Annotated in this window: 8 protein-coding genes and 2 pseudogenes; 2 read left to right on the top strand and 8 right to left on the bottom strand. The window is 71.1% G+C overall.

Features of this window, described 5'->3' with window-relative positions:
• Positions 1-101: 101 nt before the first annotated feature.
• The 8 genes and pseudogenes from ACZZ9K_RS10910 to ACZZ9K_RS10875 form a co-directional block, all read right to left on the bottom strand.
• The gene (locus tag ACZZ9K_RS10910) at positions 102-2,048 is read right to left on the bottom strand and encodes a S9 family peptidase (protein ID WP_463444035.1); all 1,947 of its coding nucleotides are present in this window, start codon (positions 2,046-2,048) and stop codon (positions 102-104) included.
• On the bottom strand, positions 2,045-3,874 hold the full coding sequence (locus tag ACZZ9K_RS10905; RefSeq protein ID WP_463444034.1) for an N-acetylglutaminylglutamine amidotransferase: 1,830 nt from the start codon (positions 3,872-3,874) through the stop codon (positions 2,045-2,047). Before ACZZ9K_RS10905 ends, ACZZ9K_RS10910 begins: the two co-directional genes overlap by 4 nt.
• On the bottom strand, positions 3,874-6,480 hold the full coding sequence (locus ACZZ9K_RS10900) for a glutamate--cysteine ligase (protein WP_463444033.1): 2,607 nt from the start codon (positions 6,478-6,480) through the stop codon (positions 3,874-3,876). Before ACZZ9K_RS10900 ends, ACZZ9K_RS10905 begins: the two co-directional genes overlap by 1 nt.
• Before the next feature lie 556 nt (positions 6,481-7,036).
• The gene (locus ACZZ9K_RS10895; RefSeq protein ID WP_138802219.1) at positions 7,037-7,915 is read right to left on the bottom strand and encodes an ABC transporter permease; all 879 of its coding nucleotides are present in this window, start codon (positions 7,913-7,915) and stop codon (positions 7,037-7,039) included.
• The gene (locus ACZZ9K_RS10890; RefSeq protein WP_138802218.1) at positions 7,912-8,844 is read right to left on the bottom strand and encodes an ABC transporter permease; all 933 of its coding nucleotides are present in this window, start codon (positions 8,842-8,844) and stop codon (positions 7,912-7,914) included. The genes ACZZ9K_RS10895 and ACZZ9K_RS10890 overlap by 4 nt, the downstream gene beginning before the upstream one ends.
• Positions 8,841-10,061 (bottom strand): ABC transporter substrate-binding protein, encoded by a 1,221-nt coding sequence (locus tag ACZZ9K_RS10885; RefSeq protein ID WP_071248717.1) that lies wholly within the window; start codon positions 10,059-10,061, stop codon positions 8,841-8,843. The genes ACZZ9K_RS10890 and ACZZ9K_RS10885 overlap by 4 nt, the downstream gene beginning before the upstream one ends.
• A pseudogene (locus ACZZ9K_RS10880) lies at positions 10,058-11,246 on the bottom strand (ABC transporter ATP-binding protein). Before ACZZ9K_RS10880 ends, ACZZ9K_RS10885 begins: the two are co-directional and overlap by 4 nt.
• 24 nt (positions 11,247-11,270) lie before the next feature.
• Positions 11,271-12,725, bottom strand: coding sequence for a gamma-aminobutyraldehyde dehydrogenase (locus tag ACZZ9K_RS10875; protein ID WP_463444032.1), 1,455 nt, complete (start codon positions 12,723-12,725; stop codon positions 11,271-11,273).
• A 133-nt stretch (positions 12,726-12,858) separates the two neighbouring features.
• Here ACZZ9K_RS10875 and ACZZ9K_RS10870 point away from each other — a divergent pair.
• Positions 12,859-13,332: pseudogene (locus ACZZ9K_RS10870) on the top strand (Lrp/AsnC family transcriptional regulator); the annotation flags it as partial.
• Between the two features lie 6 nt (positions 13,333-13,338).
• A complete protein-coding gene (locus ACZZ9K_RS10865) occupies positions 13,339-14,781 on the top strand; it encodes an aspartate aminotransferase family protein (protein ID WP_463444753.1) in 1,443 nt (480 codons plus the stop codon).
• The last annotated feature ends 2 nt before the right edge of the window (positions 14,782-14,783 follow it).

The raw sequence follows: 14,783 nt of genomic DNA, 5'->3' as shown, positions 1-14,783 counted from the left end.
CACCATTCTCCGCCCGCGGCGAGCGCCGCCGACGCATCGTTGCACCCGGTGACGCCGTGCTGCGGATCGCACGGTGCGAGGGGCCCACGACCCGCCCCGTCTCACCCCAGCCGCGCCGCCACGAACTCGACCATCCGCCGCACGAGCAGCGCCTGCGACGACGCCCGCCGGTACTCGTGCCCCTCACCCTCGAGCTCCAGGTACTCCACGTCGTGCGCCCGCTCCCGCAACGCCGCGACGACCTGGTGCGCCTCACCGATCGGCACGTTCGTGTCGAGCTCACCGTGCACGACGAGCAGCGGCGCCGTGACGTCGTCGATCGCGCGCATCGGTGACAGGGCCGCGAGCAGGGCTTCGTCCTCGACGGGGTGGCCGTACTTCGTGGCGGCAGCGGCCGCGATCCACGGTTCGGTGTCCCGGTAGAAGGTCGCGAAGTCGCTCATCCCGCACACCGCGACCCCGGCCGCGAACACGTCGGGCGTGAACGCCAACGACGCGAGGGTCGCGTACCCGCCGTACGAGCGCCCCTCGACGGCGACCCGGGACCGCTCGGCGTACCCGTTGGTCACCAGGAACCGCGCGCAGTCGACGACGTCGGCGAGCGCGTTCCACCGCAGCGCCAGGTCGTCGGCGTGCACGAACTCGTGGCCGTACCCGCTGGAGCCACGGATGTTCGGTGCGAACACGGTCACCCCGGCGGCGGCGAGCGCCTGGTGCTGCGGCGAGAACGTGGGTCGCTCTTGCGACTCCGGTCCGCCGTGCAGGTGGACGAGCGCTGCGCGGCCGGGAGGCACGGCACCAGCACCAGGGTCGGCGCCCGCCCCCGACGCGGTCGGCTCCACGGCCCGGTACAGCCACCCGGTCAGCTCCAGTCCGTCACGGGCGGCGAACCGCTCGAGCGTCGGCTCGACCAGCTGCACGTCGGGCAGCACCGGCACGTCGGTGACCCGGCTCCAGGTCAGCGCGTTCGTGTCGAGTCGCCACAGTTCGCGCGGCCGGGTCGGTCCCTCGACGGCGAGCAGCACGCTCCGGCCGTCACGGCTGAGCACGGGATCGGTGACGACGTACCCGGGCAGGTCCGGCACGGGGGTGCGCGAGGCGTCGTGGGTGTTGATGAGGTCGAGTTCGCTGCGGCCGTCGACGTTCCAGACGAGCAGCAGGGTGCGGCCGGCGTCGTCGGCGTCCAGGTACTCGAGTTCGGCGTCGTCGCGCTCGACGATCCGCCGGGGTGTGCCGCGCCAGCCGTGCGGCCCGACCGGCTGCGCGACGAGCCCGCGGCGGGGCAGTCCGGCCTCGGTGGCGACGTAGGCGACGAGCGGGCTGGTCTCGCTCGCGGGCGAGGGCCGCAGGAACGCGATCTCGGCGGACCCGTCGGGGTCGTCGGCGAACAGGGCGTGGCTCTCGTCGGTCAGCCGGTCGACGACCACGACGAACTCCTGGCCGCGCTGGCCGTCGCTCAGCACGACGAGCCGTTCCTCCACCGACAGGTCCAGGATGTGGATGAGCTCCCCCACGGCCAGGTCGTCGCGATCACCGGTGACCGGGTCGACCAGGTACGCACGGGCCGGCTGCTCGGGCTCGGTCGAGGGCAGGGTGATGACGACCCGGTGGCCGCTGCGGCTCCACGGTCCGAGTTCGGCGTGCTGGTACCGCGAGCCGGCGATCTGCGCGGCGTCGGAGCCGTCCGGCCGCACCACCCAGACCTGTTGCTTCACGCCGCCGTCGGTCGCGATGGCGACGGCGAGCCACTCCCCGTCGGACGACCACGACACCCGGATCACGGGGTCGTCGGAGAGCGCGATCCGCACCGGTTCCGGCAGCTCGCCGTCGACGACGACGTCCTGCACGAAGACCTCGGGGGTGCCGTGCCGGTCGCTCACGAACGCCACCCGCCGGGCGTTCCGGGTCATGGTCGGTCCCCACGACCCCCAGGCGGCGGTGAGCCGCGCACCCAGGTCGGCCGCGGCCCTGGTGGTGACCGACGGCTCGACGGTGGCCGACGACGCGACGCCCTGCGCGCCTCCAGTCCGGACGGAACCCACGGTCACCGCACCCCCTGCTGCTGCAGCCACATCTCGATCAGGCCGAGCTGCCAGAGCGCGTTCGCGCCGATCGCGGTCCTGGTGCTGTTCGGGTCCTGCAGCATCCGCTCGACGGTGGCGGGGTCGAAGAGCCCGCGCTCCCGCGCCTCGGGTGCGTGCAGCGCGTCGCGGACGCGCTCCAGGTACGGACCCTCGAGCTGCCGGATGGCGGGGACCGGGAATGAGCCCTTGCTGCGGTCGATGACGGCGTCGGGCACGATCCCGCGCGAGGCGCGCTTCATCACGCCCTTGCCGCCGTCGGTGAGCTTCATCGACGGCGGGATCGCGGCGGCGAGCTCGACGAACTCGTGGTCCAGGAACGGCACGCGGGCCTCGAGCCCCCACGCCATCGTCATGTTGTCGACCCGCTTCACCGGGTCGTCGACGAGCATGATCGTGGTGTCGCTGCGGAGCGCGGCGTCGACGCTGCTCTCCGCGCCCGGCCGTGCGAACTGGCGGTCCACGAACGCCGACGGGGTGTCGTCGTCGCTCTTCCACCGCTCCCCGAGCATGCCCTGCAGCGCCGGCCAGCGGCGGTCCATGAACACGGAGCGGTAGGCCTCAGCGGCCTGGTCGCGCGGCACGTCGGCGAGCGGCGGGTACCAGTCGTAGCCGGCGAGCACCTCGTCGGCGCCCTGGCCGGACTGCACCACCTTGACGTGCTGCGAGACCTCCTGCGACAGCAGGTAGAAGGCGACGCAGTCGTGGCTGACCATCGGCTCGCTCATGGCGGCGACCGCACCGTCGATGCCGTCGAGCAGCCGCGACGAGGGGATGTGGATGCGGTGGTGGTCGGTGCCGAAGTGCCGGGCGACCTGGTCGGAGTACTCGAACTCGTCGCCGGACTCGCCGCCCGCCGCCTCGAACCCGATGCTGAACGTGGCGAGGTCCTGCTGCCCGGCCTCGGCGAGCAGCCCCACGACGAGCGACGAGTCGATCCCGCCGGAGAGCAGCACCCCGACGGGGACGTCGGCGACCATCCGGCGCTCGACGGCGGTGCGGAGCGACCCGATGAACGCCTGCTCCCAGTCGCGCTCGGACCAGTCGGCCCGGGCGGGGTCACGCTCGAAGCGGGGCTCCCAGTAGACGGTGTCGTGCGCGGTGCCGTCGGGTTCGATCACCCGGACGGTCGCGGGCGGGAGCTTGCCGACGCCGGCCAGGATCGTGCGGGGCGCGGGGACGATCGAGTGGAAGCTCATGTACGACGCGAAGGCGACGGGGTCGATGGACGTGTCGACGCCGCCGGCGCTCGTGCCGCCGCTGCCGCCCGTGCCGCCGTTGCCGGCGTCGCCCGCCAGGATCGCCGGCAGGGAGCTCGCGAACCGGAGCCCGCCGGGGACGGGCGCGACGTAGAGCGGCTTGATGCCGAGCCGGTCCCGCGCCAGCACGAGTCGGCCGCTGCCGTGCTCCCAGATGGCGATGGCGAACATCCCGATCAGGTGGTCGACGAACGCGGTGCCCCACTCGGCGTACGCCAGGGCGATGACCTCGGTGTCCGACGTCGACGCGAACCGGTGCCCCTTGCCGTGCAGCTCGTCGCGGAGCTGCCGGTAGTTGTAGACCATCCCGTTGTAGGCGATCGTGAGCCCCGCCTCGGCCAGCACCATCGGCTGCGCGCCCGCGGTGGACAGGTCGACGATGGACAGCCGTCGGTGCCCGAGCGCGACCGGGCCGCGAGCCCACAGGCCGTCGCCGTCCGGGCCGCGGTGCGTCATGCAGCCGGTCATCCGGGCGACCGCCCCGACGTCCGGCGCTCGGCCGTCGAACCGGATCTCGCCCGCGAGTCCACACATCAGCGCTCTCCCTCGGTGTCCGCCGGGGCGGGTTCGGTGTCCGCCGGGGCGGGTTCGATGTCCGCCGGGGCGTTCCCCACGATCCACGTGTCCTTCGCGCCGCCGCCCTGCGACGAGTTGACGACCATGCTGCCCTCGGGCGCGACGCGCGTCAGGGCGACGTCGGCCAGGTGCACGTCGTCCGGTCCGGTCCCCGTCGCGTAGACGAAGGCCCGCAGGTCCACGTGCCGCGGGTCGAGACCGGCGGGTCCGATCGTCGGGTGCGAGGACAGCTGCACCACCTCCTGCCCCACCCACCCGGCGGGGTCCGCGGCGATCTCCCGCCGTCGCTCGGCCACCTCGGGCGCGCTCGCGCTCGGTCCGATCAGGACCCCGCGGCCGCCCTCGCCGTCGACCGGCTTCGTCACGAGTTCCCCGACGCGGTCCAGGACCGACAGCCGTTCGACCTCGATGCTCGTGCGGTACGTCGGCACCGATGCCAGCAGGGGTTTCTCGTCGAGGTAGTACCAGATCAGGTCCGGCACGGTGACGTACATCGCCTTGTCGTCGACCAGCGCGTTGCCCGGCGCGTTCGCCAGGTAGACGCGTCCCGCCTCCGCCGCGTCGAGGATCCGCGCCCCGAGGTGGGGAGCGTGCTCGGCGGTCAGCGCACTGACGTCGCGGTCGATCCGCAGGTACAGCCCGTCGAGCACGTCGCCCGTCGTCGCGTCGACCACGCGTCCGTCACGGACGTCCAGGTCCGACCCGGACAGGAGGCGCAACCCGGCCCCGTCGGCCAGCCTGCGGTGCTCGAACCACGCGCCGGCGGCGGGGCCGTCGCTGACCAGCGCGATCACGGGGTCCGTCGCGCCGGTCACCGCAGTGGTGTTCGCGCAGAGGGTCCGGCGGAGCCGGTCGGTCACGCCGTGCGGGTCGCGCAGGTGCGCCGGCCGCGGGGCGTCCGGCACGACGTCGTCCATCAGCTCGCGCAGGGCGATGCCGTACGCGACGCCCGAGGGCGAGCGGACGTTGTCCTCGAGCACCCGCCAGCCGCCGAACTCGTTGCGCACCAGGTCGAACCCGAGCACCGGCGCACGGACGGCGGTCGCCGGCAGCCGGGTGGCGTCCGGGTCCCAGCCCTTCGCGCCGACGAAGTGGTCCGCGTCCAGCACGCCGTCGGCCACGATCCGCCGGTCGCCGTACGCGTCACGCAGGAACAGCTCGATCGCGCGGGCACGCTGCCCCAGGCCACGCTCGAGCTGTGACCACTCGTACGCGCTGATCGTCCGGGGCACCAGGTCGCAGCCGAACGCCTGCGCCCCGCCGTCCACCACGAAGCCGACGTGGTGCTCGCGGGTCCAGACGTCGCGAGCGGTGCAGCGCTCGATCGCGGTCTCGGCGTCCCAGCCGTCGAAGAACGCCGCCAGGTCACGGAACGCCGGACGAGGGCGTGCACCGGGGCCGACCGCCTCGTCGCCGGCGCGGACGCGGTACCCGTGGATCGGGACCACCGGGTCCTCGTCGCGTCCGGACGGGAGCCCCGCGGTGTCCTCCACCACCAGGGCGACGACGTCGTCGATCTCCCCGCGCTCGGCGTACGCGGTGCGCTGCCGGTCGGTGGAGTTGCCGCGGGCCAGGGTCGCGTCGAGCAGCTCCGTCACCGTCCCCCAGTCACCGAGCTCCTCGAGCTCCGGGCGCAGGCGGGACACGAGCTGGCGTACCGCGACCTCGGCGGGCAGCCGTTCGGGGTGCTGCCCCAGGCCGACGAGTTCCCCGCTCAACCCGGAGCGGGCGGCCTGCCACATCGCCGCACGGTGCAGGGGTTCGCTGCGCGGGTGCCACTCGGCGCCGGACACGACCGACTTCTCGGCCTTGCGCACGGCGGCGCGGAAGAGTCCGGCGATGAGCACGGCGTCGTCCACCACCGGGGTCGCGTCGCAGACCCGGAGTTCGAGCGTCGGTGCGTGCGACGACGGCCGCACATCGAAGTAGGCCATCTTCTTGTCGGCGATCACGCCCGATGCGATCAGGTCGTCGAGCACCCGGTCGTACTCGGCGGCGTCCTCGACCGGACCGAAGCTGCCGGCCGACGGCCACCGCTGCCAGATGATGCTCCGGAACGAGGCGTACCCGGTGTCCTGCCCGTTCCAGAACGGACTCGACGCACTCAGGGCGAGCAGCACCGGGAGCACCGGCGCCACCCGCTGGGCGATCAGCACCGCCAGGTCGCGGTCGCTCACCCCGACGTGCACCTGCAGGCCGCAGATGAGCTGTTCGTCGACGAGCATCCGGTACTGCTCCTGCATCCGGCCGTACCGACCGCCGGAGCTCAGCTCGAAGTCGGCGTACTCCGACCTCGGCGCGGTGCCGACGGCGGCGATGGTGACTCCGGCCGGGGCGATCGCGGCGCTGAGTTCACTGCGCAGGTCGACGATCACCCGCCGCAGGTCGTCGAGGGTCCGCACCACCGGGGTGTTCGTCTCGATCGTCGTGCGCTGCAGCTCGGCGCCGAAGCGGTCGGTGGGCAGTTTGGGCAGAAGGCGCGGGGCCTTCGCGGAAAGTCGGCCGGACTCGAGGTCGATGAGGTGCAGCTCTTCCTCGGCGCCGAGCGTCAGCTCTGCACTCATGGCTGGAACCTACGCGTGTGCCCTGTGGCGCGCACCGCGGCACACCGCCCGACTCGTGCCCGTAACACTCCCGTCCACCGAGCGTCACGAGCGCTGAACTCCCGCCCGCACCGTGCGACCCGCGCCACCCCGTGCGAGGTTCCACGCTCCGTGCCCGGTTACAAGCGCGCACCACGCGCGCAACCCCGCACCAGCCCACGCACCTCGCACCGTGCAACCCGCGCCGATCGCGCACCGGCCCGCGAAAGCCGCACCGTGCTGTGGACGCACCACCCGCAGTCGGGAGGCACGGCGCCAGCCCCGCCACGCGCCTCCCGTCCGCACCGTGCGCACCTCTTCACCCCGTGCGAAGTTCCACGCACCGTGCGCCGCTACAAGCACGCACCCTGCGGCCAACCCCGCACCAGCCGACGCACGCGACACCGTGCCGGTGCCAGCGCGCGCACGCCGCACCGTGCGACCCGCGCCAACCCCGTGCCAGCGCGCGCACGCCGCACCGTGCGACCCGCGCCAACCCCGCACCAGCCCGCGCACTCCGCACCGTGCGTGCCGGCGCCTACCCCCGCGTGCGCGCCAGCCGCCGGTTGAGCGCCCCGTTCAGCAGCGCGACGAGCAGCCCCACCGCGAACACCAGCGTCCCGAAGCACAGCACCTGCGGCGGCATCCCAGCCTTCGCGGCGCCGTAGACGAACAGCGGGAAGGTCACCGCGGGCCCGGCGACGAACGAGGTGATCACGTAGTCGTCGATCGACATCGCCAGCGCCAGCAGCCCGGCGGCGAGCATGCCCGGTGCCAGCAGCGGCAGGGTGACGAGCCGGAAGGCCTGGAACGGCGTCGCCCCGAGGTCACCCGCGGCCTCTTCGAGCGCCCGCGAGGTCCCCGCGATCCGGGCCCGCAGCACCACGACCACGTAGGCGACGTCGAACGCCACGTGCGTGATGAGCACGGTCAGGAACCCGGTGCCGAGCCCCACCGACAGGAAGAACGAGAGCGACGCGGAACCGACGACGATCGAGGGCGCCGCGATGTCCGCGAACACGACGGTGTTCACGACACCGCGACCCGGGAACCGGTACCGCTCCAGCGCCAGCGCGAGGGGCAGCCCGATCGCGACGGAGATGATGGCGGCCAGGAACGCGACGAGCACCGAGGTGACGAACGCCGCCCCGAGCCCGGACACGTTCACCAGGTTCGCGTACCAGTAGGTCGTGAAACCGTTCCAGGCGAACGACAGCCGGTTGGTGGGGGCGTCGTTGAACGAGTACACGACCATGTAGACGATCGGCACCAGGGTGATCGCGATCGTCACCCAGTACACGATGGCGAGCCAGGGCCCCCGACGGTTCACGCCGTGGCGACGCGGACGGCCGGCGACGGAACCGGTCACGGGCGAGGCCGGAGCTGCGGCGGATCGGGACGGTGCGACGGCGGTCATACGAGGTCCTCGAGGTCGTCGGTGCCGGAGACGCGGGCGTAGATGAACAGGATGATGCCGAGCACGACCATGAGCACGGTCGACAGGGCTGCGGCGACGTTGTACTGCTGGTTGCCGGAGTAGGCGTCCTGGATCGCCTGACCGATCGTGTACGTGTTCGTGCCGCCGAGCAGGGCCGAGTTCACCGGGTCGCCGACGCTGTCGATGAAGACGAGCAGCACCCCGGCGAAGATGCCCGAGCGGGACAGCGGCAGCGTGGTGTGCCAGAACGCCCGGAACTTGCCGGCGTACAGGTCGTTCGCGGCCTCGCCGAGTCGAGGGTCGATGCGCTCGAGGGCGGCGTAGATCGGCAGCACCATGAAGGCCAGGTCGTTGTAGGCGTCGCCGAAGATCACCGCGCCGCCGGTGCCGAGGATGTGGAAGTCCTTGCCGGCCAGCCCGAGCGACTGCAGCGTCGTGACGACCGGGCCCTGCGACGCGAGCACGAACGCCCACATGTCGGTCCGGATGATGAACGACACCAGGAAGCTGATGAACACGAGCATGAGCAGCGGGTTCTTCCACCGCGGGGACACCCGGAACGCGATGAAGTACGCCACCGGGTACCCGACGACGATGCAGGCGATCGTGGCGGCGGCTCCGTACCAGAGCGACCGGAGCAGGAACGTCAGGTAGGGCACCTGCGGGTCGACGAACAGCGAGCCGTAGATCCCGAAGTTCCAGGTGAACGTGTAGCCGTCGTCCGGGTTGCCGGTCATGAGCGAGACGATCAGCCCGGACACCAGCGGGATGACGAAGAACACGCAGAGGTACGCGGTGCCGACGAGCGCCAGGAAGAACGGTGTGCTCCGACGGCGTCCCCGCCGCACCGGCGCCGGGCCGGCGGAACCACCGGGAGCGAGCCCCGGCGCCACTCCGACCGCGCTCACGACTGCACCACCGCGTTGAAGATGCCGTTCCACTCCGAGTACTCGTCGTAGTTCTCGAACACCCGGAACTCGTGCGACTGCTCCAGCACGTCCGCAGAGGGGAACACGAGCGGGCTGTCCGCCACGGTGGCGTCGTCGAGTTCGTCCCGCACGTAGTCCTCGGCCGCGGGCACCGGGCAGACGTAGTTGACCCAGTCCTCGACGATCCCGGCGACCTTCGGCGTGTAGTAGAAGTTCATCCACTCCAGCGCCGACACCGGGTTCGCGGCCTGCCGTGGGATGAGCATGTTGTCGTGCCAGGTCATCTGCCCCTCTTCCGGCGTGACGAACTCCAGGTCGGGGAACCCGGACTGCTGCGCCTGGAACACGTCGCCCGACCACGCCTGGGTGATCCAGGTGTCGCCGTTCTCCAACCGGTTGATGTAGCTCTGGTCGTAGAAGCCGGTGACGCTCGGTCGCAGTTCGCGCAGCCAGGCCTGGGCCTTCCGCCAGTCGGCGGGCGTCGAGGTCTCCGGGTCGATGCCGAGCGCGAGCAGTCCGAGCGACCCGAGTTCGGTGTTGTCGCTCATCAGCCCGATGCGGCCCGTGAACGCCGGGTCCTGCAGGTCCTTGAGCGAGGTGATCTTCCGCCCCGTGTACTTCGGGTTGTAGGCGAGCCCGGTGAACCCGGTCTGCCAGACGACGGAGTGCTTGTTGCCCGGGTCGTAGATGGGGTCCTTGACGGAGTCCGACGCGTTCGCGGCGAAGTTCGGCAGCCGCGAGTGGTCGAGTTCGCACACGAACCCGTTCTTGATCATCTGGGTCAGCTCGAACCCGTTCGTCATGACGACGAGGTCGTAGCCGGTCGCACCGTGCGCCCGCAGGATCGGTGAGACGGTCGCGTAGAAGGTCGCGTTGTCCTGGATCACCGCCTGGTAGTCGACCGCGATGCCGGTCTCCTGCTTGAACAGCGCCAGGGACTCGGACTTGCCGTGGTCGGAGTCGATGTACAGCGGCCAGTTCGCGAAGTTCAGCGTGCCGGTCGCCTTCGCGTCCTTCCAGAACGCCGCCCAGTCGACGGTGTCCTCGGCGCCGGCGGCGGCGGAGCCCTTGATGCTGCAGCCGGTGAGCAGGGCGGCCAGCGCGGCGGCCCCGCCGCCGGCCAGCAGGCCGCGTCGGCTGACGCGGGCCGACGTCAGCCCGCGCAGCAGGTCCGGACCCGGCACCGCGCCGGTCACGCGAGCGATCCTGCCGTGGCGGGGACGGCCTGGAGGCCCGGGTCGTCCTGGGTGGTGACGGTCGCGCCGGACGCGGGGTGCGCCTCCAGGCCGAAACCGTGGTCGACGCCCCACGTGAGCCAGACCTCGGTGCCGGTCGCGATCCGCGGCCCGCCCTTCGAGTTCTGCGCGAACACCGAGACACGACCGGCGCCCGGCACGTCGACCAGGTACTGGGTGCTGACGCCGGAGAACGAGACGTCCACGACCCGACCGGGGCCGAGGATGTTCCGTCCGGCCTCGGGGGTCGGTTCGGCGGTGCGGATCTTGAGCTTCTCGGGCCGGACGCCGACGACGACGCGACCGGTGGTGGCGACGGCTCGGTCGGCCGGCACCGCGATGGAGCCGGCCGCGGTGGCGACGACGAGCAGGCCGGCATCGGTGCCGCGGACCTCGCCCTCGAGCAGGTTCGACTGGCCGAGGAAGTTCGCGACGAACGCCGTGCGCGGCAGCTCGTACAGGTCCTGCGGGCTGCCCATCTGCTCGATCCGGCCGCCGTTCATGACGGCGACCGTGTCGGCCATCGTCATCGCCTCTTCCTGGTCGTGGGTGACGTGCAGGAACGTGAGCCCGACCTCGGCCTGGATCGTCTTCAGCTCGAGCTGCATCTGGTGGCGGAGCTTCAGGTCGAGGGCGCCGAGGGGCTCGTCGAGCAGCAGCAGGGCCGGCCGGTTCACGATCGCGCGGGCCAGGGCGACGCGCTGCTGCATGCCGCCGGAGAGCTGGGCGGGCCGCTTCGACGCCGACCCCCTCGAGCTCGACGAGCCGCAGCGCTTCCGTGGCCTTCGTCATCGGGTCCGGGATCCGGCGCCGCTTCAGCCCGAACGCGACGTTGTCGAGCACGCTCATGTGCGGGAACAGCGCGTAGTTCTGGAACACCGTGTTGACGGGCCGTTGGTACGGCTTCGTGTCGGTGACGTCCTGGCCGCCGATGGTGATGGTGCCGCTCGTGGGTTCCTCGAGCCCGGCGACGAGCCGCAGGGTCGTCGTCTTGCCGCAGCCCGACGGGCCGAGCAACGCGAAGAACGAGCCGGCGGGCACCGTCAGGTCGAGGCTGTCCACCGCGGTGTGGCCGGGGAAGGACTTCGTGATCTGGTCGAGCCGGAGATCGGCTCCCGATTCGGCGAACGTTCCGGTCATTGCCATGGTGCCTCCAGGGGGTGGTCGGCCTCAGCCGATGTAGGACATGACGTGCTTGATGCGGGTGTAGTCGTCGAAGCCGTACTGGGACAGGTCCTTGCCGTACCCGCTGTGCTTGAACCCGCCGTGCGGCATCTCGGCGACGATCGGGATGTGCGTGTTGATCCACACACAGCCGAAGTCCAGGTCACGGGCGAAGCGCATGGCACGCGCGTGGTCGGTCGTCCACACCGAACTCGCCAGGCCGTACTCGACGCCGTTCGCCCACGTCAGGGCCTGCTGTTCCGTCGAGAACCGCTGCACGGTCTGCACGGGGCCGAAGATCTCCTGCTGCACGGCACGGTCGTCCTGGCGCAGGCCGGCGACGATCGTGGCCTCGTGGAAGTACCCGCGGTCGCCCTGTCGTGCGCCGCCGAGCTCGATCGTCGCGTGGTCGGGCAGCGTGTCCAGGAACGACTGCACGTGCGCGAGCTGGTTCGCGTTGTTGACGGGACCGTAGTGACCGTCCGACCCGGTTCTCGCGTTGACGCGTGCCTCTGCTGCGAGCGCTGCGACGAACTCGTCGTGGATGCCCTGTTGCACGAGCAGCCGGGTGGCGGCGGTGCAGTCCTGTCCGGCGTTGAAGAACCCGGCGGCGACGATTCCGGCCACCGCCGAGGGGATGTCCGCGTCGTCGAACACGATCACGGGTGCCTTGCCGCCGAGCTCCAGGTGCGTGCGCTTGAGGTCACCGGCGGCGGCGCGGGCGACTTCCATGCCGGCACGGACGGACCCGGTGATGGACACGAGCTGCGGGGTGGGGTGGTCGACCATCGCGGCGCCGGTGGTGCGGTCCCCCACCACGACGTTCAGGACCCCCGGCGGCAGGAACTCGGCGGCGACCTCGGCGAGCAGCAGGGTCGACAGGGGTGTCGTGTCGCTCGGCTTGAGCACGGTGGTGTTCCCCGCGGCGAGCGCCGGCGCGACCTTCCACACCGCCATGTTGAGCGGGTAGTTCCACGGGGTGACCTGGGCGACGACACCGATGGGCTCGCGCCGGACGAACGAGGTGTGGTCGGCCAGGTACTCGCCCGCGCTCCGGCCCTCGAGGTTCCTGGCGGCTCCGGCGAAGAAGCGGATCTGGTCGACGGAGAGCAGGATCTCGTCCTCGACCAGGGAGGCGCGGGGCTTCCCGGTGTCGAGCGACTCGAGGTCGGCGAACTCCGACGCCCGCTGCTCCATCGCGTCGGCGATCCGGAACAGGGCGAGCTGCCGTTCGCCGGGGGTGGTGCGGCGCCAGGTCTCGAACGCGGTCGCGGCCGCACCGAAGGCGGCGTCGACGTCGGCGGGGGTGGACACCGGGGACGTGCCGTAGACGTGCTCGTCGGTCGGGTCGACCAGGTCGAACGTGGAGTCGGCGGTCGACTCGACCGAGGCACCCCCGACGAAGTTCCGCACGACCCGGGTGTCGGTGTCCGCCGTCGCCGTGCTCTGTGCGTCCAGCATGGCGGTGATACTGACACGGATTCCGGCCGCACGGAAGAAGGATCCGGAGGTTGTGGAGAACCGTAACAACGGAAATCGTCGCGAAACACGGTGTTCACAACGGAATCCCTTGCGCACCCCGAACCTCGCTGCCATGCTGTCCGGCATGGCGGCAGCACCACGACGTCCGGGACCGATCGACGACACCTCGAAGCGGATCATCGAACAACTCCAGGCGGACGGGCGCCGCCCGTACGGCGAGATCGGCAAGGCCGTCGGTCTCAGTGAAGCGGCGGTCCGACAGCGCGTGCAGAAGCTGACCGAGACCGGCGTCATGCAGATCGTCGCGGTCACCGACCCGATGCAACTGGGCTTCCACCGCCAGGCGATGATCGGCATCCGGGTCAGCGGCGACACCCGAACCGTCGCCGATGCCCTGGAGCAGCTGCCGGCGGTCGACTACCTCGTGATGACCGCCGGCAGCTTCGACCTGATGGTCGAGGTCGTGTGCGAGGACGACGACGACCTGATCGAACTGCTCAACGGCACCATCCGGGCCATCCCGGGCGTCGCCGGCACCGAGACCTTCGTCTACCTGCAACTCCGCAAACAGCTCTACGACTGGGGGAACGCGATGACCATCTCCGACCAGAAGACCGAACAGCCCACCCGCCTCGGCTCGTACGACCCGTTCGCACCGGTCGACGACGCCGACCTGCAGCGGAAGTCCCGGGACCACCTGTGGATGCACTTCGCCCGGCACGGTGCGAACCAGGCCGGCGCCGACGTGCCGATCATGGTGCGCGGCGAGGGCCACCACGTCTACGACAGCCACGGCAAGGAGTACATCGACGGGCTGTCCGGCCTGTTCGTCGTCGCCGCCGGGCACGGGCGGAAGCGCCTGGCCGAGATGGCCGCGAAGCAGGCGGAGACGCTGAGCTTCTTCCCGATCTGGTCGTACGCGCACCCCGCGGCGATCGAGCTCGCCGACCGGCTGGCCGAGCACGCCCCCGGTGACCTCAACAAGGTCTTCTACTCCACCGGCGGCGGCGAGGCGGTGGAGACCGCCTTCAAGCTCGCGAAGTACTACTGGAAGCTCCAGGGCAAGCCGATGAAGCACAAGGTGATCTCCCGTGCGGTCGCCTACCACGGCACCCCGCAGGGCGCCCTGGCGATCACCGGCATCCCGGCGATGAAGGAGATGTTCGAGCCCCTGACCCCCGGTGGCTTCCGGGTGCCGAACACGAACTCGTACCGCGCCGAGGAGATGGGCTTCCCCGGCGGCACCGAGGAGCAGTTCGGCTTCTGGGCGGCGGAGCGGATCCGCGAGATGATCGAGTTCGAGGGCCCCGACACCGTCGCCGCGGTGTTCCTCGAGCCGGTGCAGAACTCCGGCGGCTGCTTCACCCCGCCGCCCGGGTACTTCCAGCGGGTGCGCGAGATCTGCGACGAGCACGACGTGCTGCTCGTCTCGGACGAGGTGATCTGCGCCTTCGGTCGGATCGGCACGATGTTCGCCTGCGACACCTACGGCTTCGTGCCGGACATGATCACGTGCGCCAAGGCGATGACCTCCGGGTACTCCCCGATCGGCGCGACGATCATCAGCGATCGCCTGTTCGAGCCGTTCTCCAAGGGGGACACGACCTTCTACCACGGCTACACGTTCGGCGGGCACCCGGTGTCGGCCGCCGTCGCGATGGAGAACCTCGACATCTTCGAGGAAGAGGGGCTGCTCGCCAACGTGCAGCAGAACGCCCCGCTCTTCCGCGCCGAGCTCGACACCCTGCTCGACCTGCCGATCGTCGGGGACGTCCGCGGTGACGGCTACTTCTACGGCATCGAGCTCGTCAAGGACAAGGCCACCAAGACGACCTTCGACGACGACGAGTCCGAGCGGCTGCTGCGCGGGTTCCTGTCGAAGGCGCTGTTCGACGCGGGGCTGTACTGCCGGGCCGACGACCGCGGTGACCCCGTCGTGCAGCTCGCACCGCCGCTGACCATCGGGCAGCCGGAGTTCCGCGAGATGACGTCGATCCTGCGGAGCGTCCTGTCCGAGGCCTGGACGAAGATCTGACC

This window comes from Curtobacterium sp. AC268 (assembly GCF_979258745.1).
The sequence above is the reverse complement of the archived record's forward strand: the minus strand, read 5'-3'. Positions and strand labels throughout refer to the sequence as shown.